The organism is Streptomyces sp. NPDC007808 (assembly GCF_042868655.1).
GTDB lineage: Bacteria > Actinomycetota > Actinomycetes > Streptomycetales > Streptomycetaceae > Streptomyces.
In genome coordinates, this window is the sequence record NZ_JBIAEQ010000004.1 from 284,938 (window position 1) to 307,048 (window position 22,111).

The 22,111-nt window shown below is 68.4% G+C and carries 18 protein-coding genes and 2 tRNA genes; 16 read left to right on the forward strand and 4 right to left on the reverse strand.

The window, feature by feature from the left end:
- The first annotated feature begins 657 nt into the window (after positions 1–657).
- The 4 genes from dnaN (at position 658) to ACFYNL_RS17120 (ending at position 4,659) form a co-directional block, all read left to right on the forward strand.
- Positions 658–1,788: a DNA polymerase III subunit beta gene (gene dnaN, locus ACFYNL_RS17105; protein WP_388804570.1), complete on the forward strand. Its 1,131-nt coding sequence runs from the start codon at positions 658–660 to the stop codon at positions 1,786–1,788.
- Between the two features lie 188 nt (positions 1,789–1,976).
- A complete protein-coding gene (gnd, locus tag ACFYNL_RS17110; protein ID WP_388803422.1) occupies positions 1,977–2,852 on the forward strand; it encodes a phosphogluconate dehydrogenase (NAD(+)-dependent, decarboxylating) in 876 nt (291 codons plus the stop codon).
- Positions 2,853–2,989: 137 nt separating this feature from the next.
- Entirely contained in the window at positions 2,990–4,111 is a 1,122-nt protein-coding gene (gene recF, locus ACFYNL_RS17115) for a DNA replication/repair protein RecF (protein ID WP_388803425.1), read from the forward strand.
- Positions 4,108–4,659 carry a DUF721 domain-containing protein gene (locus ACFYNL_RS17120; RefSeq protein ID WP_388803428.1) on the forward strand — a complete coding sequence of 184 codons (552 nt, stop codon included), beginning with the start codon at positions 4,108–4,110 and terminating at the stop codon, positions 4,657–4,659. The genes recF and ACFYNL_RS17120 overlap by 4 nt, the downstream gene beginning before the upstream one ends.
- A gap of 217 nt (positions 4,660–4,876) precedes the next feature.
- Here ACFYNL_RS17120 and ACFYNL_RS17125 read toward each other — a convergent pair whose 3' ends face one another.
- A complete protein-coding gene (locus ACFYNL_RS17125; RefSeq protein WP_388803430.1) occupies positions 4,877–5,341 on the reverse strand; it encodes a hypothetical protein in 465 nt (154 codons plus the stop codon).
- 523 nt (positions 5,342–5,864) lie between these two features.
- On the opposite strand from ACFYNL_RS17125, the gene gyrB reads away from it, so the two are divergent.
- The 6 genes from gyrB (at position 5,865) to ACFYNL_RS17155 (ending at position 14,210) form a co-directional block, all read left to right on the forward strand.
- On the forward strand, positions 5,865–7,937 hold the full coding sequence (gyrB, locus tag ACFYNL_RS17130; protein WP_388803432.1) for a DNA topoisomerase (ATP-hydrolyzing) subunit B: 2,073 nt from the start codon (positions 5,865–5,867) through the stop codon (positions 7,935–7,937).
- Between the two features lie 42 nt (positions 7,938–7,979).
- Positions 7,980–10,577 (forward strand): DNA gyrase subunit A, encoded by a 2,598-nt coding sequence (gene gyrA, locus ACFYNL_RS17135; RefSeq protein WP_388803435.1) that lies wholly within the window; start codon positions 7,980–7,982, stop codon positions 10,575–10,577.
- An 18-nt stretch (positions 10,578–10,595) separates the two neighbouring features.
- Positions 10,596–11,384, forward strand: a complete 789-nt coding sequence (locus tag ACFYNL_RS17140) for a DUF3566 domain-containing protein (protein ID WP_388803438.1) — start codon at positions 10,596–10,598, stop codon at positions 11,382–11,384.
- 125 nt (positions 11,385–11,509) lie between these two features.
- Positions 11,510–11,586, forward strand: a tRNA-Ile gene (locus tag ACFYNL_RS17145).
- A gap of 294 nt (positions 11,587–11,880) precedes the next feature.
- Positions 11,881–13,311, forward strand: a complete 1,431-nt coding sequence (locus ACFYNL_RS17150; RefSeq protein WP_388803441.1) for a PA14 domain-containing protein — start codon at positions 11,881–11,883, stop codon at positions 13,309–13,311.
- A 143-nt stretch (positions 13,312–13,454) separates the two neighbouring features.
- Complete coding sequence (locus ACFYNL_RS17155) at positions 13,455–14,210, forward strand: AAA family ATPase (protein ID WP_388803444.1); 756 nt, start codon at positions 13,455–13,457, stop codon at positions 14,208–14,210.
- Between the two features lie 202 nt (positions 14,211–14,412).
- Here the strand turns inward: ACFYNL_RS17155 and ACFYNL_RS17160 are convergent, their stop codons facing one another.
- The gene (locus tag ACFYNL_RS17160) at positions 14,413–14,793 is read right to left on the reverse strand and encodes a DUF6344 domain-containing protein (RefSeq protein ID WP_388803447.1); all 381 of its coding nucleotides are present in this window, start codon (positions 14,791–14,793) and stop codon (positions 14,413–14,415) included.
- Between the two features lie 347 nt (positions 14,794–15,140).
- On the opposite strand from ACFYNL_RS17160, the gene ACFYNL_RS17165 reads away from it, so the two are divergent.
- Positions 15,141–15,269, forward strand: coding sequence for a DLW-39 family protein (locus ACFYNL_RS17165; RefSeq protein ID WP_003999697.1), 129 nt, complete (start codon positions 15,141–15,143; stop codon positions 15,267–15,269).
- A gap of 349 nt (positions 15,270–15,618) precedes the next feature.
- Complete coding sequence (locus ACFYNL_RS17170; RefSeq protein WP_388803450.1) at positions 15,619–16,899, forward strand: hypothetical protein; 1,281 nt, start codon at positions 15,619–15,621, stop codon at positions 16,897–16,899.
- 177 nt (positions 16,900–17,076) lie between these two features.
- Here ACFYNL_RS17170 and ACFYNL_RS17175 read toward each other — a convergent pair whose 3' ends face one another.
- Both ACFYNL_RS17175 and ACFYNL_RS17180 read right to left on the reverse strand, forming a co-directional pair.
- Entirely contained in the window at positions 17,077–18,870 is a 1,794-nt protein-coding gene (locus ACFYNL_RS17175; protein ID WP_388803453.1) for a protein kinase, read from the reverse strand.
- A 288-nt stretch (positions 18,871–19,158) separates the two neighbouring features.
- The gene (locus ACFYNL_RS17180) at positions 19,159–19,707 is read right to left on the reverse strand and encodes a hypothetical protein (protein ID WP_019753195.1); all 549 of its coding nucleotides are present in this window, start codon (positions 19,705–19,707) and stop codon (positions 19,159–19,161) included.
- A gap of 182 nt (positions 19,708–19,889) precedes the next feature.
- On the opposite strand from ACFYNL_RS17180, the gene ACFYNL_RS17185 reads away from it, so the two are divergent.
- The 4 genes from ACFYNL_RS17185 to ACFYNL_RS17200 all read left to right on the forward strand — a co-directional run bounded on the left by ACFYNL_RS17185 (position 19,890) and on the right by ACFYNL_RS17200 (position 22,103).
- Positions 19,890–19,962, forward strand: a tRNA-Ala gene (locus ACFYNL_RS17185).
- A gap of 407 nt (positions 19,963–20,369) precedes the next feature.
- Positions 20,370–20,543, forward strand: coding sequence for a hypothetical protein (locus tag ACFYNL_RS17190; RefSeq protein ID WP_388803457.1), 174 nt, complete (start codon positions 20,370–20,372; stop codon positions 20,541–20,543).
- Positions 20,540–21,184 carry an RNA polymerase sigma factor gene (locus ACFYNL_RS17195; RefSeq protein WP_388803460.1) on the forward strand — a complete coding sequence of 215 codons (645 nt, stop codon included), beginning with the start codon at positions 20,540–20,542 and terminating at the stop codon, positions 21,182–21,184. The genes ACFYNL_RS17190 and ACFYNL_RS17195 overlap by 4 nt, the downstream gene beginning before the upstream one ends.
- Positions 21,168–22,103 (forward strand): hypothetical protein, encoded by a 936-nt coding sequence (locus ACFYNL_RS17200; RefSeq protein WP_388803463.1) that lies wholly within the window; start codon positions 21,168–21,170, stop codon positions 22,101–22,103. The genes ACFYNL_RS17195 and ACFYNL_RS17200 overlap by 17 nt, the downstream gene beginning before the upstream one ends.
- Positions 22,104–22,111: the final 8 nt, after the last annotated feature.

Genomic DNA, 22,111 nt, shown 5'->3' on the forward strand with positions numbered 1-22,111 from the left:
CAGACCAGGTCAGCCACTTGTGGATTCGTGGACGAGCGATCTCCACAGACTGTGGACAGCGAGAAGATCCACAGGCTGTGCATCGAGTTGTCCACCGGCAACTCACAGGCTGGGGCCAGTTGTCCCCAGCGATCCCCAGCTTCTCCACATGGCTGTCCACTGTTCGGCAACCCGACGCGCCTGCTCACCGGGTCGAGTGAAAGGCGTCACATGAAGGTGCCGGACTGCCCTGTGGGAAAGCTGGGTAAACCTGGGGACGGCGCTGGGGAGAAGTCGCCTCAGGCTGTGCATGGGGTGTGCAGAACTTTCTGTTCTCCACAGAGACACCCGGTTGTCCACTGCTTCCGCCCACAGGGCCGGTGGACAAAATCTCCGCTCTGACCTGGGCAAACGAGGTTATCCACGGTATCCACAGGCCCTACTACTACTCCCAACTAGAGAGAGTGGGGAATCCGTTTCGAAGGGGGTCCTGTGCACAACTCGCTGTCCGGCTCCCGGCTGCCCCTCGTCACGACTTGACCCCGAGAGGCACCTACTGTCAGTGGGGTGCGTCAGACTGTTCCCGGTGTCCTTCCCCGCACCGGGGCCGACGACACCGAGACAGATGACGAAGCCAGGCAGGCCGAGAAGCGCCGGCAACAGCAGGAGGCGGCAACAGTGAAGATCCGGGTGGAACGCGACGTACTCGCGGAGGCCGTGGCCTGGGCGGCGCGCAGCCTCCCGGCCCGTCCGCCGGCGCCTGTCCTCGCCGGCCTCCTGCTCAAGGCCGACGACGGTCAGCTGAGCCTGTCCAGCTTCGACTACGAGGTCTCCGCACGTGTGAGCGTCGACGCCGAGGTCGAGGAGGAGGGCACGGTCCTCGTCTCCGGCCGTCTCCTCGCGGACATCTCCCGCGCGCTCCCCAACCGCCCGGTGGAGATTTCCACAGACGGTGTACGGGCCACCGTGGTCTGCGGCTCCTCGCGGTTCACACTCCACACCCTGCCTGTGGAGGAGTACCCGTCCCTTCCGCAGATGCCGAACGCGACCGGGACGGTCCCGGGCGAGGTCTTCGCCTCCGCCGTGCAGCAGGTGGCCATCGCCGCCGGCCGTGACGACACGCTGCCCGTCCTGACCGGTGTGCGCATCGAGATCGAGGGCGACACCGTGACGCTGGCGTCCACCGACCGCTACCGCTTCGCGGTTCGCGAGTTCCTGTGGAAGCCGGAGAACCCGGAGGCCTCCGCGGTCGCCCTGGTCCCGGCCAAGACGCTCCTGGACACCGCCAAGGCGCTGACCAGCGGTGACAGCGTCACGCTGGCGCTGTCCGGCTCGGGTGCGGGCGAGGGACTGATCGGTTTCGAGGGCGCGGGCCGCCGTACGACGACCCGGCTGCTGGAGGGCGACCTCCCGAAGTACCGCACGCTGTTCCCGACGGAGTTCAACAGCGTCGCCGTGATCGAGACCGCCCCCTTCGTGGAGGCCGTCAAGCGTGTGGCCCTGGTCGCCGAGCGCAACACCCCGGTGCGGCTGAGCTTCGAGCAGGGGGTGCTGATCCTGGAGGCCGGCTCCAGCGACGACGCACAGGCTGTGGAAAGGGTGGACGCCCAGCTGGAGGGCGACGACATCTCGATCGCCTTCAACCCGACGTTCCTGCTGGACGGCCTGAGCGCCATCGACTCCCCGGTGGCCCAGCTGTCGTTCACGACGTCCACCAAGCCCGCGCTGCTCAGCGGTAAGCCGGCGCTGGACGCGGAGGCGGACGAGGCCTACAAGTACCTGATCATGCCGGTGCGGCTGAGCGGCTGAGCCGCCGGGGATCGCCGCGAGTTGTCCACAGGCCGGGGAGGAACTGGCCCGGCCTGTGGGAAAAACCCGCAGGTGAGAGTGTACGTATGAGCGCGTATGCCCACAGCTGTGCATGGACGTCCGGGTTTAGGCTCGTACGTGGGTACGAAGGTGCCTCACACGCCACAGCAACCTAAGGAACACAACTGATGGAGCTCGGTCTCGTCGGCCTCGGCAAGATGGGCGGCAACATGCGCGAGCGGATCCGCCGCGCGGGCCACACCGTCGTCGGATACGACCGCAATCCGGACCTCGCGGATGTCCACAGCCTGGAAGAGCTTGTGGGCAAGCTCTCGGGTCCGCGCGTGGTCTGGGTGATGGTCCCGGCGGGTGCCGCGACCCAGTCGACGATCGATGAGCTGGCCGAGCTGCTGGAGCCCGGTGACGTCGTGGTGGACGGCGGGAACTCCCGCTGGACGGATGACGAGAAGCACGCGGAGGAGCTGGCGGCCAAGGGCATCGGCTTCGTCGACTGCGGTGTCTCCGGCGGCGTCTGGGGCCTGGAGAACGGTTATGCGCTGATGTACGGCGGTGACGCGGAGAACGTGGCCAAGGTGCAGCCGATCTTCGACGCCCTCAAGCCGGCGGGCGACTTCGGCTCGGTGCACGCCGGGAAGGTCGGCGCGGGCCACTTCGCGAAGATGGTCCACAACGGCATCGAGTACGCGATGATGCAGGCGTATGCCGAGGGCTGGGAGCTGCTGGAGAAGGTCGACTCCGTGACCGACGTCCGGGAGGTCTTCCGCTCCTGGCAGGAGGGCACGGTCATCCGCTCCTGGCTGCTGGACCTCGCGGTGAACGCCCTCGACGAGGACGAGCACCTGGACGGGCTCCGGGGTTATGCACAGGACTCGGGCGAGGGACGCTGGACTGTGGAAGCCGCCATCGACCACGCGGTGCCGCTGCCGGCGATCACCGCGTCGCTCTTCGCGCGGTTCGCCTCCCGTCAGGAGGACTCTCCGCAGATGAAGATGATCGCGGCGCTGCGGAACCAGTTCGGTGGCCACGCGGTCGAGAAGAAGTAGCCCGTCGCGCACGGACGCGGGCAGGAGAAGAAGTAGTCCACACCCTGGGGATGCCGATCTGGCACCCTGGGTGGCCCGGTTGTCCACAGCTGGGGACGGTTGAACCACACACGTTGGGGGAGGTCGGCGAAACGACCATGCACGTCACGCATCTGTCGCTGGCCGACTTCCGCTCGTACGCCCGGGTCGAAGTTCCGCTCGACTCGGGCGTCACGGCCTTCGTGGGGCCCAATGGGCAGGGCAAGACGAACCTCGTCGAGGCCGTCGGCTATCTCGCCACCCTCGGCAGCCATCGGGTGTCCTCCGACGCCCCCCTCGTCCGCATGGGCGCCGAGCGGGCGGTCATCAGGGCGCAGGTGCGGCAGGGCGAGCGGCAGCAGCTGGTCGAGCTGGAGCTGAATCCCGGCAAGGCGAACCGCGCCCGCATCAACAGGTCCTCGCAGGTCAGACCGCGTGATGTGCTCGGAATCGTGCGCACCGTCCTGTTCGCCCCGGAGGACCTCGCCCTGGTCAAGGGCGACCCGGGTGAGCGGCGCCGGTTCCTGGACGAGCTGATCACCGCCCGCTCCCCGCGCATGGCGGGCGTCCGCTCGGACTACGAGCGGGTGCTCAAGCAGCGCAACACCCTCCTGAAGTCGGCCGCGCTGGCCCGTCGCCACGGCGGCCGCACGATGGACCTGTCCACGCTCGATGTCTGGGATCAGCATCTCGCGCGCGTAGGCGCCGAGTTGCTCGCCCAGCGCCTCGATCTGATCGCGGCGCTCCAGCCGCTCGCCGACAAGGCGTACGAGCAACTGGCACCAGGTGGCGGCCCCGTCGCGCTGGACTACAAGCCGTCGGCCCCGGGCGAGGCACACACGCGTGAGGACCTCTTCGAGCAGCTGATGGCGGCGCTCGCCGATGCCCGTAAGCAGGAGATCGAGCGGGGTGTCACCCTCGTGGGCCCGCATCGGGACGATGTGCTTCTCAGACTCGGTCAGCTGCCCGCCAAGGGATATGCCTCCCATGGCGAGTCCTGGTCGTACGCGCTGGCGTTGCGTCTGGCTTCGTACGACCTGCTCAGGGCGGAGGGCAATGAGCCGGTGCTGGTCCTCGACGATGTGTTCGCCGAACTGGACAGCCGCCGCCGTGAGCGCCTGGCCGAGCTGGTCGCGCCCGGTGAGCAGGTGCTGGTGACCGCCGCGGTCGATGACGACGTGCCGGACGTGCTCTCCGGAGTGCGGTACTCCGTGTCGGAGGGTGCGGTGGAGCGCGTATGAGCGAGAAACCGGCCGAGGAGCCGGCGGTGAGCGCTCCGAAGAAGACGCCCGAGCCCTCCGGAGTCGACCTCGCGCGTGTGGCGCTTCGGGCGGCCAAGGAGCAGGCACGCGCGCGTGGGGACGCGGCACGGCAGAAGAAGCAGGCGCGGCGCGGGGGGCTCCGCTCCGGCGCGCGGGCCGACGGACGCGACCCGATGGCGCTCGGCTCCGCCATCAACAGGCTCATCACCGAGCGCGGCTGGGAGACGCCGGCCGCGGTGGGCGGGGTGATGGGGCGCTGGCCGCAGATCGTGGGTGAGGACGTCGCCAAGCACTGTGTGCCGGAGAGGTACGACGAGGACGAGCGGGTCCTGGTCGTGCGGTGCGACTCGACGGCCTGGGCGACGAACCTGCGGCTGCTCGCGCCGACACTGGTCGCCCGCCTCAACGAGGACCTCGGTCATGGTGCGGTGCGGCAGATCAGAGTGCAGGGGCCCGGTGGCCCCGCCCGCCGCTACGGACCGCTGCGAGCACCGGGCAGCACGGGACCCGGCGACACCTACGGGTAGGCGACAGGTCCTCAGCGGAAAAGAAAATATTCTGGAATTCCGGATTCTCAAGAGCGCCGGACGGTCGTTCCGCAGCGGATTTTTACGTCATGGCGGCAGCCCTGGAGAATTCCGGCAACGAACAGGGGCCTGTGGCACACCCACAGGCCCCTGTTGAGTGCTCAGCCGGAGCCGCCACCGCTCAAATCATTTGTGCAGCGTCGGGTCCGACAACTGGCTAGGCCAGTGCGGCACGCCATCCGCTGCAGAACTGAGGCGCTCCATCGGCGCCGTTACGGAGGCAGACCTTGATCTCGACCTTGGTCTCTTCCGCGATCGAGAAAATGCGTGACACCGAGCCCGAGGAGGAACCGGTGCTGGCCCCGTTGGCATCGTCCAGACGGTGCGTGGTGCCGTTGAACCGTATGTAGCCGGAGGCTCGCAGGCCATCGGCCTGGTGGTCAGTGACGGTGAACTTGTCCCCGTTGGGCCAGAAGGTGGCCCAGCCGCCGGGGTTGTCGTCCGTGGTCTTGACCGTGATGGGGTCGCCGGCTGCCCAGGAGTTCGTTGCCGTACCCAGAACCAGAGCTGCCGAGCCGACGATGATTCCCGCCTTGACTACAGACGCCTTTCGAACCTTCACTTTACCTGCCGTTTCGTTAAACGTTGAGCTAATATCCGCGTTCTCTTTACGGTGATCCAACCGTAACAGGCTGCGGTGGGCTGGCAAATTCTTTTTCGGGTGGGCTGTATTTGAAGGCTCAACTCGTCGGAGCGCCTCGGTTCGGGTCGTGTCGCATTGCGCGCCGCTAAATCCATAAAGCGGCACTTATTGACATCGGGGATGAAATGCCCGCTTCCGGGGATCGGATGCAGGTCTTCGAGGCATGTGGACATAAGGGGCATTACGGTCCCGCTTCGACGCGGTGGCGACTCAGTAGCTGAAGGTTGACAGTCCGAAGCGCTGAGTGCCGCTGTGAGCCTCTCGGAGCCCCGTGCCGCATATGGGGAGTCGGCCGAGGCCGGTTCAGGGCGGTACGTGCGGACTCAGGTACCGGCAAACCCCCATCACTGTCGGCGCTACCGGTAGACTGGAAGTAATCCCGCCCCAATCGTGGGGACCGTCCGGGAAAAGCTGAGCAACGCTGATCAAGGCTTACCAACGCAACATGCCGCAGCCGCTCCGGCACCCTCCCGCAAAGGGGGCACCTCAAGGAGCCCGGCTCGTGCTGTGCCAGAAAGGGCGCTTCGTGGCCGATTCCGGCAACCCCAACGAGAACATCCCGTCCACCGACGCCGCGGCGACCTCGTCGAACGGCGAGGTCACCGCCTCGTACGACGCCAGCGCCATCACCGTCCTCGAGGGTCTGGACGCGGTCCGCAAGCGGCCCGGTATGTACATCGGCTCGACCGGTGAGCGAGGGCTGCACCACCTCGTGTACGAGGTCGTCGACAACTCCGTCGACGAGGCGCTGGCCGGCCACGCGGACACCATCGACGTGACGATCCTCGCCGACGGCGGCGTCCGGGTCGTCGACAACGGCCGTGGCATCCCGGTGGGCATCGTCCCCTCCGAGAACAAGCCGGCCCTTGAGGTCGTGCTGACCGTGCTGCACGCGGGCGGCAAGTTCGGCGGCGGTGGCTACGCGGTCTCCGGTGGTCTGCACGGCGTGGGTGTCTCCGTCGTGAACGCGCTGTCCTCGAAGGTTGCCGTCGAGGTCAGGACCGACGGTCACCGCTGGACGCAGGACTACAAGATGGGCGTCCCCACGGCCCCGCTCGCCAAGCACGAGGCCACGGAGGAGACCGGCACGTCGGTCACGTTCTGGGCGGACGGCGACATCTTCGAGACCACCGACTACTCCTTCGAGACGCTCTCCCGGCGTTTCCAGGAGATGGCGTTCCTCAACAAGGGTTTGACGATCAAACTCACTGATGAGCGCGAGTCGGCGAAGGCCACGTTCGGAGCCGACGAGGCGGGCGCCGACGAGACCGCCGAGGTCAAGACCGTCACGTACCACTACGAAGGCGGCATCGTCGACTTCGTGAAGTACCTCAACTCCCGCAAGGGAGACGTGGTGCACCCGACGGTGATCGACCTCGAGGCCGAGGACAAGGACAGGAGCCTGTCCCTCGAAGTCGCGATGCAGTGGAACAGCGGTTACAGCGAGGGCGTGTACTCCTTCGCCAACATCATCCACACGCACGAGGGCGGTACCCACGAAGAGGGCTTCCGCGCGGCGCTGACCAACCTGGTCAACAAGTACGCGCGCGACAAGAAGCTGCTGCGCGAGAAGGACGACAACCTCACGGGTGACGACATCCGCGAGGGTCTGACCGCGATCATCTCGGTGAAGCTGAGCGAGCCGCAGTTCGAGGGCCAGACCAAGACCAAGCTGGGCAACACGGAGGCCAAGACCTTCGTTCAGAAGGCGGTCTACGAGCACCTCAACGACTGGCTGGACCGCAACCCGGTCGAGGCCGCGGACATCGTCCGCAAGGGCATCCAGGCGGCCACCGCGCGCGTGGCGGCCCGCAAGGCCCGTGACCTGACGCGTCGCAAGGGCCTGCTGGAGACGGCGTCGCTGCCGGGCAAGCTCTCCGACTGCCAGTCGAACGATCCCACCAAGTGCGAGATCTTCATCGTCGAGGGTGACTCCGCCGGCGGTTCGGCCAAGTCCGGCCGCAACCCGCAGTACCAGGCGATCCTCCCGATCCGAGGCAAGATCCTCAACGTCGAGAAGGCGCGGATCGACAAGATCCTGCAGAACCAGGAGATCCAGGCGCTGATCTCCGCCTTCGGCACCGGCGTGCACGAGGACTTCGACATCGAGAAGCTCCGCTATCACAAGATCATCCTGATGGCGGACGCCGACGTCGACGGCCAGCACATCAGCACCCTGCTGCTGACCTTCCTGTTCCGCTTCATGCGGCCGCTGGTCGAGGCCGGACACGTGTATCTCTCCCGCCCCCCGCTGTACAAGATCAAGTGGGGCCGGGACGACGTCGAGTACGCCTACTCGGACCGCGAGCGCGACGCGCTGATCGAGATGGGCCGCCAGCGCGGCAAGCGCGTCCGCGAGGACTCCATCCAGCGCTTCAAGGGTCTCGGCGAGATGAACGCCGAGGAACTGCGCGTCACCACGATGGACCAGGAGCACCGGGTCCTCGGGCAGGTCACCCTCGACGACGCCGCCCAGGCCGACGACCTGTTCTCGGTCCTCATGGGCGAGGACGTCGAGGCCCGCCGCCAGTTCATCCAGCGCAACGCCAAGGACGTCCGCTTCCTCGACATCTGAGTCGGTCTCAGCTGACCGCACCAGGAAGGATCTTCACCAGCAATGACCGACGAGAACACTCCCGTCACCCCTGAAGAGGGCGGCGAACTCGTGATGCGTGTCGAGCCCGTCGGGCTCGAGACGGAGATGCAGCGCTCGTACCTCGACTACGCGATGTCCGTCATCGTCTCGCGTGCGCTGCCGGACGTCCGCGACGGCCTCAAGCCCGTCCACCGCCGTGTGCTGTACGCCATGTACGACGGCGGCTACCGCCCCGAGCGCGGCTTCTACAAGTGCGCGCGCGTGGTCGGCGACGTCATGGGCAACTACCACCCCCACGGCGACAGTTCGATCTACGACGCCCTGGTGCGGCTCGCCCAGCCGTGGTCGATGCGGATGCCGCTGGTCGACTCCAACGGCAACTTCGGCTCTCCGGGCAACGACCCGGCGGCGGCCATGCGCTACACCGAGTGCAAGATGGCGCCGCTGTCGATGGAGATGGTCCGTGACATCGACGAGGAGACCGTCGACTTCACGGACAACTACGACGGCCGCTCCCAGGAGCCGACCGTCCTGCCGGCCCGCTTCCCGAACCTGCTGATCAACGGCTCGGCCGGTATCGCGGTCGGTATGGCCACCAACATCCCGCCGCACAACCTGCGCGAGGTCGCGGCCGGCGCCCAGTGGTACCTGGAGAACCCGGACGTCTCGCACGAGGAGCTGCTGGACGCGCTCATGGAGCGCATCAAGGGCCCCGACTTCCCGACGGGCGCCCTTGTCGTGGGCCGCAAGGGCATCGAGGAGGCGTACCGCACGGGCCGCGGCTCCATCACCATGCGCGCGGTCGTCGAGGTCGAGGAGATCCAGAACCGCCAGTGCCTGGTGGTCACGGAGCTGCCGTACCAGACCAACCCCGACAACCTCGCGCAGAAGATCGCCGACCTGGTGAAGGACGGCAAGATCGGCGGCATCGCCGACGTCCGCGACGAGTCGTCGTCCCGTACCGGCCAGCGCCTGGTCATCGTGCTGAAGCGCGACGCGGTCGCCAAGGTCGTCCTGAACAACCTCTACAAGCACACGGACCTGCAGACGAACTTCGGCGCCAACATGCTGGCGCTCGTCGACGGTGTGCCGCGCACGCTCTCCCTGGACGCGTTCATCCGCCACTGGGTGACGCACCAGATCGAGGTCATCGTCCGCCGCACGCGGTTCCGTCTGCGCAAGGCCGAGGAGCGCGCGCACATCCTGCGCGGCCTGCTGAAGGCCCTGGACGCCATCGACGAGGTCATCGCGCTGATCCGGCGCAGTGACACCGTCGACGTCGCGCGCACGGGCCTGATGGAGCTCCTGGAGATCGACGAGATCCAGGCCAACGCCATCCTCGAGATGCAGCTGCGCCGACTCGCCGCCCTGGAGCGCCAGAAGATCGTTCAGGAGCACGACGAGCTGCAGGCGAAGATCAACGAGTACAACCAGATCCTCGCCTCCCCGGTCCGCCAGCGCGGCATCGTCAGCGAGGAGCTCGCGGCGATCGTCGAGAAGTACGGAGACGACCGCAAGACCAAGCTCATCCCCTACGACGGTGACATGTCCATCGAGGACCTCATCGCCGAAGAGGACATCGTGGTCACCGTCACGCGCGGCGGCTACGTCAAGCGCACCAAGACCGACGACTACCGGGCGCAGAAGCGCGGCGGCAAGGGCGTACGCGGCACGAAGCTCAAGGAAGACGACATCGTCGACCACTTCTTCGTCTCGACGACGCACCACTGGCTGCTGTTCTTCACCAACAAGGGCCGCGTCTACCGGGCGAAGGCGTACGAGCTTCCCGACGCCGGCCGGGACGCGCGCGGCCAGCACGTGGCGAACCTGCTGGCCTTCCAGCCGGACGAGGCGATCGCCGAGATCCTCGCGATCCGCGATTACGAGGCGGCGCCGTACCTCGTGCTCGCCACAAAGGCGGGTCTGGTGAAGAAGACGCCTCTGAAGGATTACGATTCACCCCGTTCCGGCGGCGTCATCGCGATCAACCTCCGTCAGATGGAGGACGGTTCGGACGACGAGCTGATCGGAGCTGAGCTGGTGTCGGCCGACGACGATCTGCTTCTGATCAGCAAGAAGGCACAGTCGATCCGGTTCACGGCCACGGACGAGTCGCTGCGCCCCATGGGACGTGCCACCTCCGGCGTCAAGGGCATGAGCTTCCGCGAGGGAGACGAGCTGCTCTCGATGAATGTTGTTCGAACCGGTACGTTCGTGTTCACTGCCACCGACGGCGGGTACGCGAAGCGGACTGCCGTCGACGAGTACCGCGTCCAGGGTCGTGGCGGCCTCGGTATCAAGGCTGCCAAGATCGTGGAGGACCGCGGCTCGCTCGTCGGCGCGCTGGTGGTCGAGGAGACCGACGAGATCCTCGCCATCACGCTGGGCGGCGGTGTGATTCGTACGCGAGTCAACGAGGTCAGGGAGACGGGCCGTGACACCATGGGCGTCCAACTGATCAACCTGGGCAAGCGCGATGCCGTGGTCGGCATCGCTCGTAACGCCGAGGCGGGGCGCGAGGCGGAGGAGGTCGACGGCGACGTGGTCGTCGACGAGACCGCCGAGGGCGCTGCCGAGACCATCGGCGAGGACGAGGGTGCGGCACCCTCGGCCGAGTAGCACGAGGAGTGAGTCATCGTGAGCGGAGCCACGGGCGCCGGATCGTCCGGTACCTCGACCGGTCCCACGGCCGGTAAGGAGACGGGCGGCGGCCGTGGCTCCGCCGCGCGTGCGACGGACACGCACACGACCCAGCTCAAAGCGATCAAGTCGCCCGCGAAGGACTCTTCCTCGTCCGACGCACCTGGATCCCAGGGGGGAACCGTGACGGACCGAGGTCCGCAGACCCAGCAGTACGCGGCCGGCGCGGGCGCCCAGCCGCAGGCCGCGCCCGCGGGGGCCCAGCAGCCGGCCTCCGCGCAGTCGCCGCTGCCGGGCGAACGCCAGCAGCAGCCCGCCGGAGGGCCGTACCACCCGCCGCAGGCCTACCAGACGGCCACTCCGGCGAGCGGGACGCGCATGCCGCGCACCGGGGCGGGGGCCCGTACGACGCCGCGTACCCGCAAGGCGCGCCTGCGGGTGGCCAAGGCCGACCCGTGGTCGGTGATGAAGGTCAGCTTCCTGCTCTCCATCGCCCTGGGCATCTGCACGATCGTCGCGGCCGCCGTCCTGTGGATGGTCATGGACGCGATGGGCGTCTTCTCGACGGTCGGCGGCACGATCTCCGAGGCGACCGGCTCCAACGAGTCGAACGGCTTCGACCTGCAGTCCTTCCTGTCGCTGCCGCATGTGCTGATGTTCACCTCGATCATCGCGGTGATCGACGTCGTCCTCGCCACGGCGCTGGCGACGCTGGGCGCGTTCATCTACAACCTCTCCGCCGGTTTCGTCGGCGGCGTCGAGCTGACGCTCGCGGAGGACGAGTGAGGCCGGCCGCTCACGGCTGAGCACGGCCTCGCCTGACGGTGCCCCGACAACCGATTTTGGGACTGCCCATGTCGTGCGCTAATCTTCAGGAGTCAGCGCGCGGGACACACACCGCAGAGCGCGGCGGGGCTATAGCTCAGTTGGTTAGAGCGCATCCCTGATAAGGATGAGGCCACAGGTTCAAATCCTGTTAGCCCCACCAGCGAGAAGGCCCCCGGACCATCGGTCCGGGGGTCTTTGACATTTCCGGTTGCCATCGGGAAGGGCGCGGATGGACCAGCAATGGCCTGAAGGGCCGAACGTCGATCCTGAGGCGGCGAGAGACCGCTACCACGCGGACATGCGGGCGTAGCGCGCCGCGATACGAGAACTCTTGGTGTCGGCGCCCTTCACGAGCCGTGACGCCCGTGCGACGAGCCGCGATCTTCGTGCAACCTTCCTCCAGTGTCGCGAGTCTCCACGCTGTACGTCCTCCCGCACAGCGCGAAAGGCCCCCGTGCGCCAGAAGAGTCTCGTCGCCGCCCTGACCGGTGGCGCCCTGTCCGCCGCCGTCCTCGGCAGCCTGCTGGCCGCCGCCCCGCAGGCGGCTGCCGCAGACGTCACCTGCTCGACCAACGTCTACAAGCGGACGTTCTACAGCAACACCTCGTTCTCCGGCACGCCGGTGAAGACCGACTGCGACAACGCCGTCGACCAGTACTGGTCGGGTAGCCCGGTCTCCGGCGTGCCGACGAACAACTTCGGTGTCCGTTGGTCGGTGACCCGCGACTTCGGCTCCGGCGGCCCCTTCACCTTCACCGTCTCCGCCACCGACGGCGTCCGCGTCCACCTGGACGGTGTCCGCAAGATCGACCTGTGGCAGGGCACCGGTGACACCGCCCGCTCCAAGAGCGTCAACCTCACCGTCCCCTCCGGCAAGCACACCCTGCGCGTCGACTACGTGAACTGGTCCGGCGCCGCCAAGGTCAAGTACACGTACACGCCCCGGACGTCGGCCACGTACGACAAGACGAAGCCGCTGGCCCCCACCGGTGTGAAGACCGCCTACAGCACCACCACCCGCAGGACGACCGTCTCCTGGTCCGCCAACAAGGAGATGGACCTGGCGAGTTACTCCCTCTACCGGCGGCCCGTCGGCTCCAGCACCTGGACGAAGGTCACCACGACCACCGCCCGCAGCCACACCGATCCCCTGGTGAACCCCGACGACCGCACGCCCTACTACTACGAGGTCCGCGCCAAGGACAAGGCCGGCAACACCTCGTCGGGCAGCACGGACACCATCGTCCGTCCACTGCCGGTCGTCACCTCCCTGACCGGCACCTACGACAAGGCGACCAGCAAGGTCACCCTGAACTGGCCGCTCAACACCGAGCCGCACTTCGACCACTACACGGTGCTGAGCAACGACAAGGTGGACGGCTCCTATGTCTGGGTCCCGCTCGGCACCACCAAGGGCAACACCTGGACGACCGGCCCCGTCACCGCCGACGGCGAGACCCGTCACTACCGCGTCCTCGTCACCAACGACGGCGGCACCACCACCTACAACCCGGCCTGGCTCGACGCCAACGCCACCAACGAACTCTGGCTCGCCATCCCCGACGGCATCGCTCCCGCCTACGCGCCCGACCTGACCGTGGGCTCGTGCACGAGCGGAATCCGTGCGACCGCGTCCGACAGCACGCCGGCCCCGATCCGTGACTTCATCGGCTTCGAGATCGAGCGCCGTACCGCAGGGACGGAGACCTGGTCGGTCGTCCTCCACCAGGGCTTCGACCCCCGTTTCGACCCCGCCACGGCTTCGGTCTGCGATCCGGTTCCCGCCGACGGGCAGTCCTACCAGTACCGGGCCCGTACCTATGACTCGGCCGGGAACTACTCGCCGTACAGCGAGATCCATGCCATGACCCGGCCGGTCGGCTGACGGGCGCGGACCCGTGGCGAGGAGCCCCTCGGCCGATCCCGGCCGGGGGGCTTCGACGTCGACGTCACCGGAGGAGCCCTGCCGACCGCGCGCCCGATCGCCGTGGCAGCCTGATTGTCAGTGCCGGGTGAGAGTCTGGCGGCATGATCGTCGAGAGGGCGTACGCGCATGTGGCCGACGGTGAACTGGAGGAAGGCAGCCAGTGGCCGTGGTCGGTGCCCTGCGTACGGCAGCTGGTGGAGGACGGCCTGAGGTTCCGCACGCCGGTCACGTTCCTGGTGGGGGAGAACGGCTCGGGCAAGTCGACACTCGTCGAGGCGCTCGCGGAAGGCTTCGGTCTGGACTCCTGGGGCGGGTCCGCGGGCTACCGGTACGCCAGTTGGCGTGCGCCGTCGGCGCTGGGCGGGCGGATACGCTTCGAGGCGACGCCGGCCGGCCGCCGCATGCTGCGCGGGCCTCGTACGCGCCGCAGAGGTTTCTTCCTGCGGGCGGAGACCGCGCTGGACGCGCTGGGCCGGGAGCAGCAGACGGGAAGACTGTCCGGGGCCGTGGACGAGATGAGCCACGGCGAAGGCTTTCTGATGGCCTTCCGTGAGCGGTTCCAGGAGCCTGGGCTGTACGTCCTGGACGAGCCCGAGGCCGCGTTGTCCTTCGCTTCTTGCCTTCAACTGGTCGGTGTGCTGCACGAACTGGGGCGTTCCGGCGCGCAGATCATCTGCGCCACGCACTCACCTGTACTGACGGCGCTGCCGGGCACCGAGATCATCGAGGTGGGCGACCACGGAATGCGTCCCGCGGCTTGGCGGGACCTGGAGCTCGTGGACCACTGGCGGCGTTACCTCGACGATCCGTGGTCCTATCTCCGGCACATCGTCGCAGAGGGGTTCGGAGAGGGGTGAGGTGTCGCGCGGGGCGTCTTCGTACGTCGTGCCGTGCATGAGTCGTACTGCGTCTGATCCGTGTGCCGAGCGGTGTCCTGCTGGGCGGTGTCGTGCCGAGCGGTGCCTGTGCGCAAGCTCGCTGTGACAGTGCGTTCTGGATAACGGCGCGGTAGGCGCAACAAGGGGGTAAGGGTGACGGCTCGGCGTGGAGCCGTCGGGTTCAGCGCTGGTGCGGGACGAGTGGCTGCCCTGGGGCGGCGGCCGAGACGCACTCGCCGGCCGCCGAGGTCGCCGTCGTGGTGGCTTCGTCGTCCGTGAGCGGGCGGTGACGGCAGCCGGGGGTCTTGCCGTGTGCCTCGGCGCGGATGCGCTGCTTCATCGTGGGGGGCAGGGATCTGGCGTAGGACCAGGCCCACTGGGGCATCGCCGGAACCGTCACCTGCGTGTTGCGGTCGGTGTCGTCGCTGCCGCTCTTGCGGGTCGTCTCGGTGTGCGGTACGGCCGCGGCCGAGGTGGTCGTGACGAAGCCGAGCGCCGTGAACAGCGCGAGGAAGGCGGTGACGATGGTGGTCCACAGGTTCATGACCTTGTTCCGGGCCATGGCCCCTCACTTTCGGGTTGGGCGATTTGCGTACTTTCCTCATGATGTGTATGGGGGCCGAGAAATCATGTACCGACGCCCGTGGCGCGTCGATCTTCAGATCAACACCACTCGGATGGGTGCAAGGAGCCTGAAAAGTCGAGGAAAGTGCGGGACGCGGGAGGAAGGGGAGCAAAGTCACCGTCCGTCGGGGTGTCATCACCCTCCGATCGGAGCGGTGCCGTCCGCTTCTACTGCGCTGTTCCGGACGGCAGTTGAGCCTCGACGCAGGTCACCGATCGATATCGGTCGGTGTGTATAGTCGGGCGCCAGAGGTCCCCTACGTCAAGGAAAGACGAGGTCGCGCGGTGAAGAAGCTTCTCCTGGTCGCACTGGCCGCCATCGGCGGGCTCCTCGTGTACCGCCAGATCCAGGCGGATCGCGCCGAGCAGGATCTGTGGACGGAGGCGACTGACTCCGTGCCCACGGGTTCGTGAGCCACGACAACGCAATCTGAAACAGACCCCGGCCGCCCTGCGGTCGGGGTTTTGTGTGTTTCGGGGCGCCCGCCCCGCGACGCCGTGTCGTGGATTCGAGTTGCGGGAGGGGACCGGAGGACCTAGAGCCGGGCGTTTCGGACGGTCGTACGGATTGTGCGGGTGAGGCGAGGCCGCGCTGGGCAGGATGGGCGACGGCCATGGTCCGAAGAGAAAAAGGGGGCGGCGCGTGATGGGGCGGCGGCGTACGGCAGGGGGTCGCCGCTGGCGAGCGGCACGGCGCGATCACCGCACGGTACGTGCTGAGGTGGCAGGCGGGCGCGGGGGCTCAGGTGCGCGAGGGGCCGTCGTGGTGGCTCTGCTCGTGTGGACGACGATCGCCCTGCCCGGCCCGTCCGCGCGGGCGGCGGGAACCCCCAGCCCTTATGCCTTCGCACCGGATGCCAGGTCCGTGCGAGGCACGACGGACACCGCGGCCGCCGCACAGCTCGAACCGGGCGCGACCTACAAGAGCTCCCTGCCGCCGACCGACGCGCCGATCGCCTACAGACTCGACCTCGACGCCACCTCCGACACCTACGTCTCCGTGACGGCGATCCCCGCGCCCGGCAGCACCGTCCAGGCGGGCGACGGCATCAAGGTGACCGTAAAGGACCCCGACGGCCGTTCCTGCTCCCTCGACAGGCAGACCTTCGGAGTGGTCCGCAGCCCGCGACCGATCGCGGCCTGGGGCGGACGCGAGATCTCCGCCGACCGGACCCTGTGCAAGAGAGCGGGCACCCACCACGTCATCGTCGAGCGAGTCGGTACGGCGGCTGCCGCTTCGGACGCCTGGGGCCTGGAACTCTTCGTGACCGCGGAACCGCCCCCGCGACGGACCGCTGTGCCGAGCGCCCCCGAAGCGTGGAACTCCGCCTCTCCCACACCCGTCAGCGGCGAGGGCGTGCGCCGTGCGGGAGGCGCGAGCTTCGCCTCGGCGGCATCGGTCGGCCACGGCGTGTGGACCTCCGACATCCAGCCGGGCCGGACACTCTTCTACAAGGTCCCCCTCGACTGGGGACGGCAGCTGTCCGCCACCGCCGAACTGGGCAGCTCGAACAGCGGCGACAACTCCGTCGTGGGAGCTCTCGGCCTGTCCCTCTACAACCCCGCACGCGGCATCGTCGACGACAAGAGCACCAGCTACGACGGAAGGCGGACGGCCGTGGCGCTCCCCCCGTTGCCTCCGGTCGCCTACGAGAACCGGTTCGCCGTCCCGGCCCGGTATCAGGGCATGCGCTTCGCCGGCTCCTACTACCTCGTGGTGCACCTGGCCGACGACGTGGGCGAGAAGCACGGCGACGGGCCCTTCGAGCTGAGGCTGCGCGTGCGCGTGGACGGCGAGGAGCTGGCAGGGCCCGGTTACGCGGGGGAGTCGAAGCCCTCGGGGGTCTTCGAGGTCGCCGCGGGCGAGGAAGAGGCTGCCGCCGAAGGAAGGGGCCTCGGGGTCGGCGGCGGTGGCGAGGACGGCGACACCACGATGACCGTGCTCGCGGTGAGCGGCATCGGGACGGGGACTGCGGTGCTGGTGGTGCTGGGGGTGTGGGCGGTCGTGGCACGGCGGGGGGTGGGGTCGTCCGGTAGAGCCTGAGCCTGGGGCTGGGGCTGGGGCTCTGCTCGTGCAGGGCGCAGGGTGCAGGGTGTGCGGTCCGGCAGGCCGGTTCGTCGATCGCCCTCCGAGCCCGCGGGCGTCCTCGTGAGCCGCGCGTCCTCGCGGGTCGGACGTACTCGTGATTCGGGAGCTCGCGGCCGGCGGGTCTTGGGCTGCTCAGATCTGGGCCAGGGCCCAGAAACCCACGGCGTAGCAGGCCAGCGCCAGCAGCAGAAGGGGAACCGCCACCTTGGCGGGTGGGCCGGGCCGGCGCGTGACGTGGCTGCTGCTCGCTCGGCGTGGGGCACGGTGGCCGCCGCCGCGACGGCGTGGCTGCGCAATCGGTGATGCCGGAGATGGAACCTGCGGGCTCTCAGCGGTGTACGAAGCAGTAGAGGCATCGACGCGCTGGTGTGGCGTCGGCGTCGGGGGCTGAGCCGGATGGCGCGGCCCGAACTGCTGGGGGGAGGACAGGACGTGCGTGTTGTCGTAGGGGGAGACGTGAGCGGGGTACTGCTGTGCGTCCTGGCGTACTTGTGCCTCTGCCTCTGCGTACGCATGACCCTCCTGTCTCGGGCCGCGTGCGTTCGACGACTGCCCGGGCGCGTGTACCGGGTGGGCAGGGGGCGTGTGCGCCTGAGGGGTGGAGCCGGTGGCCTGAGGCGGCGGGAGGGGGAAGCTGCCGGTGTCCGACATGGGGAAAAGCTCGCCGTCGTCGCCGGGCGGCGAGAGGGCGGACGGCTCGTGGGCGGCGGGTGGCTGGTGGGGGGAGGGTGGCTGAGGTCCGTGCCGGGGCGGCTGCGGGGCGGCTGCGGGCCCGGAAGGTGTGACGTCCGACGCCGGTATCGAACCGGTCAGTCCTCGGCGCGGATCGCTCGGCACGGAGCCGGACCCGGAGGCGGAGCCGGCCCCGGTACCGGACGGTACGGGTCCTGCACCCGCTGGTACGGATCCGTCAGCGACGCCTGCGGAGCCGTCCCCGGCCCATCCGGAACCTGCGCGCCCCGAGGATCCGGCAGTGCCTACCTGCGAGCCGCCCGTGCCCGCCTGCCAGACACCGCCTCCGGCCCCTGTCGCGCCGGGCGTCGGCTTGAGCGGCCCGTCAGGCCCGAACCCCTTCGGCAGCGGCCCGAGTTGGTCGAATATCTCGATCACCTCGTCGTCCGGACCCGGCTCCGGCAGCAACTCGACGGCCGAGGCGAGGGCCTTGCGCGCACCCGTGGCCGTACGGAAACGCGCGTGCGGCTCCGGCTGCAGCAGCGAGGCCACCACCTGCCACAGCGGTTCCGGAATGCCCTTGGGCGCACCAGGAGTTCCGTGCTCGGTGAAGTACTGGACGAGCGCTTTGGTGTCCGGCTTGGCCCCCTCCAGCAGATACAGCGCGACCAGCCCCACGGCGAACAGGTCGGCCGGGAAGTCCGGTTCCGCGCCCATCAGCTGCTCGGGGGCGAGATAACCGGGCGTGCCCACCACGAGGTTGGTCTCGGTCAGGCGGGGCTCGCCCAGCCGCATGGCGATGCCGAAGTCGGACAGCCGCAGGCGCGGGCGCGCGGTGCCCGTGGCTTCGAGGAGCACGTTGGCGGGTTTGATGTCACGGTGGACGACGCCCTCGGCGTGCACCGCGGCCAGCCCCGCGAGGAGCTGGTCGAGGAGTGTGCAGACGAAGGAGGGCGGCAAGGGGCCGTAGTCCCCGATGAGATGGACCAGCGAACCGCCGGAGACGAGGTCCATGGTGAACAGGACCTTGTCGTCGTCGGCGGCCCAGCTGGCCGGCGCGAGCACATGGGGGTGATCGATCCGCAGAGCCTGCTCACGGACGAACCGCAGCAGCGAGTGCGCATCGCTCTGCTGGAGCACCTTGGCGGCCACATACCGCCGACGGCGGTGGTCCCAGGCGCGCCAGACGGCGCCGACGCCTCCTCGTCCGATCGGATCGACCAGTTCGTAGCGGGCGGCGAAGACCTCACCCATGGCTGTGCGTCTCTCCTCCCCCTGCGGCTACCCCCTTGCTTCCCCCTCGACGAGCGATACGACTCCCCCTCGTAGCCCTCAATGCCCTCACGGCCCCGTCCAGGCCGACACCCCCGCGCCGATGACTGCTTCCGCCCTGCCCGGGGGCACATGCCCCCGTCGTGCATCCCCCGCGGACGGCCGGACCTCCGGTGACCCGCCGATGAACCGCACGACCCCCTCGTGCCGCTCACGGGCATGGCCCGAAGGCCGGCTGCCGAACCGTCTCGGGCGCACGCGCCCAGAGAGTCAGTTCTGGTGCGACTGGTAGTGCGCGACCGCGTCGGAGGTGCGACCGGCGCCGTACACCCGGAGGAACTCTGCCAGTTCCGGGTGGCTGGGCGCGAGGCTGTCCGCGGCGTCGAGTATGTCTCCCGCCGCTGCCACCGAGCGCAGCAGCGACTGGATCTCGCGGACCACCCGCTTGACCGTGGGCGCCCCCGAACTGCTCGTCGTCTGCGTGGTGTTGCTGAGCACCGAGCCCCCCTGCGACTTCTTGATCTCTTCCATGCGCTCGGTGGCCTCGGCCGCACTCACGCTGCCGTCCGCGACCTGCCCCGCCAGGTCCTGCAGCAGCTGCACCCGCTGGACCACGGCGGGATTACCGATCTTCGCGCGCTGGCCGCTCATCAGCTGCGACAGCATCGGTGCGGACAGTCCCAGTACCCCCGCGAGACGAGCCTGGTTGAGACCAAGATCGTCGATGAGCTTACGGAAGAGCGCCCCCAGCGGCTCCCCGTACCAGTTCCGCTGCAGTTCCCGCGCTCTTGCGGTGGCTTCCTGCTGTGCGGCGTCCATTGCGTCTCCCCATCGCTTCCCCTAAAACCGCGGTTCGCTGTAGCGAACCACGCCGAGCATCTTACGGAGAGTGGTCGTTCATCGGGACCCCCAATCTTTTTGCGAGATACGGGGGCCGACCCGGTACTCTTGTCTGCGGCGCCCGACGGATTGTGGTTCTTCCGGTCGGACGTTCCCTTTCCGGGGCCTTAGCTCAGTTGGTAGAGCGCTGTCTTTGCATGGCAGATGTCAGGGGTTCGACTCCCCTAGGCTCCACATCTCGAACCGGTCAGACGCCCCTGAGGCATCTGGCCGGTTCTCGTATGTCACGGTGGCCTGTGGGGCCCGTGTTGAGTGACGTGCGTCACGTGGTGCGAGGTGCCGCCGTTGCAGTCGTTTGCGCAAATATCCCGTGCGCGGGACGGTTGCGAACGGCTTGCGCAGGTGGCCGACGTGGCGCCAGGGTGGCCCGTCCCCGTGTACAGCCCTTGTGTGAACTGGCGTAAACGTAATCCGGTAATCAGAAGGATGCGCTCCGTTAAGAAAGTCTGTGCGGGACTTGCACACACAGCCCGTTGCAAACGTCATCGTGGGCGGAGGGCGTAAACAGGCGCCGTCCCGAGGCCGCCGGGGGTGCTGAGAGGCCTCGCCTGACATCAGGAAGGCACACCAGCACAGTGACCATGGACATTGCCGGCGAGGTGATCCTGGCAGCCCTCGCCCTACGGGTCTTCGGCCGCGACACGGTCGTACTGCTGCGCCGACTGGCCGCAGCCGGCGTACGCGCGGGCATCAGCGAAATGCGACGCGACCTCCCCGAGACCGCCAAGGACGCACACCACGAGGGGCAGGCGTGAGCCAGGACCTGCCGAGCCAAGCACCCCGCGCACCGCGCATGAAAAAACTGCCGCCGGACTTCGAGGCCTTCCACCAGATGTACCGGCCGCTCTACGTCAACTGGGCCAAGTCCCGCCTGGGCAACTGGCACGACGCCGAGGAAGCGGTCGACGCCGCCTTCGAGCAGCTGCTCAAGGCGTGGACCACCGTCCTGTCCAAGGAGAACCCCGCCGCGTACGCCTGGCGCGTGCTCAAGAACAGCACCATCGACCACTCCCGGACCCGCGACCGCCGCCCGGCCCTCATAGGCGAAGCCTTCGAGACCGTGGCACTGGCCCAAGCCGTGGACCCCATCAGCCAACTCGAGGAAAGCCTCAACCTCTACGCGGAGATCGGCCAACTGCCGCCACGTCAGATGGATGTCGCCCTACTGCATTTCGGGCTCGACTACAGCGCGGTCGAGATAGCGGCCGCCCTCGGCATCACCCCGGCCGGCGTGCGCTCCACGATCCGCCACGCCAAACGTCGCCTCCAGCACGCCTACGGCGTCAGGAAGAACCTCACAGACCCCCAGCCCGACGACACCCCCCACACCGACGAGGACCGACAGGCCGAAGACGGACACGCCGAGGAAGGAAAAGCCGATGACATCGCCCATTGACGACCTGCTCGCCCGGGCCCGCCTCCACCGCCGGCCCTATCCCCAGGCAGCCATAGACGCCGCGGCCGTACGACTGTCCGTGCGAGCCGCCGTCCTCCCCGGCACCCCCGGCACCCCCGGCACCCCCGGCACCTCAAGCCCCGCCCCGACCCGCACCACCCGCCGACAAGTCCCCCCGACCCCACCGAGCCCCACCCCGCCCCCCGACGAACGCTCCGCCGCCGATGACCTGCAAACCCTCTGCGAAACGGTCATCACCCACACCGACGCCCTCACCGACCTCGAAGAATTCCTCGCCCGAGCACTCCCCGAACCCCCAGGCGCCCGGGTCCTCGGCTGCATGCTCCAGCTCTGCGCCCGAGAGGAATCAGCCCGCTTCTGGTGGCAGTACGCCGCAGGCGCCGGTGACTCCGCCGCCAACTACTGCCTCTACCTCCACCACCGAGCCCTCGGCGAGCACGGCGTCGCCGACTGGTGGCAGACCCAACACGCCCGCTACACCCGCAGTGTCCGACCCACCGACGACCACCCCCATAACGACGGCACCGTCCTCATCGACACCACCATCCGCACCGACGACCCCACCCCCGAACCCGACGACGAGATCAGCACCACGCTGCGCGTCCTCCGCGCCCTCAAACCCGACAGCTCACCCGTCCCCGAGCCCGTCAACGCCGTCCTGCACTACGTCCCCGCCGCAGTCGCCTACGTCGACGACGACCTGGACCTCCCCCTGCCCGACCCCGACTTCACCGACCGGATACGCGCCCTCGCCGCACCCACCCCACCGAAAACCCCGCGAGCCGGTCATCAGCCCAGCCCTCTGCCGTCACGCCAGCGCACCCGCGTCCCGGCCCACCACACGATCGACGACCCACCCGAAGGCGCCAGCGAGCCTCAGGGCGAAGACCTCCCCTGAGGAACAAC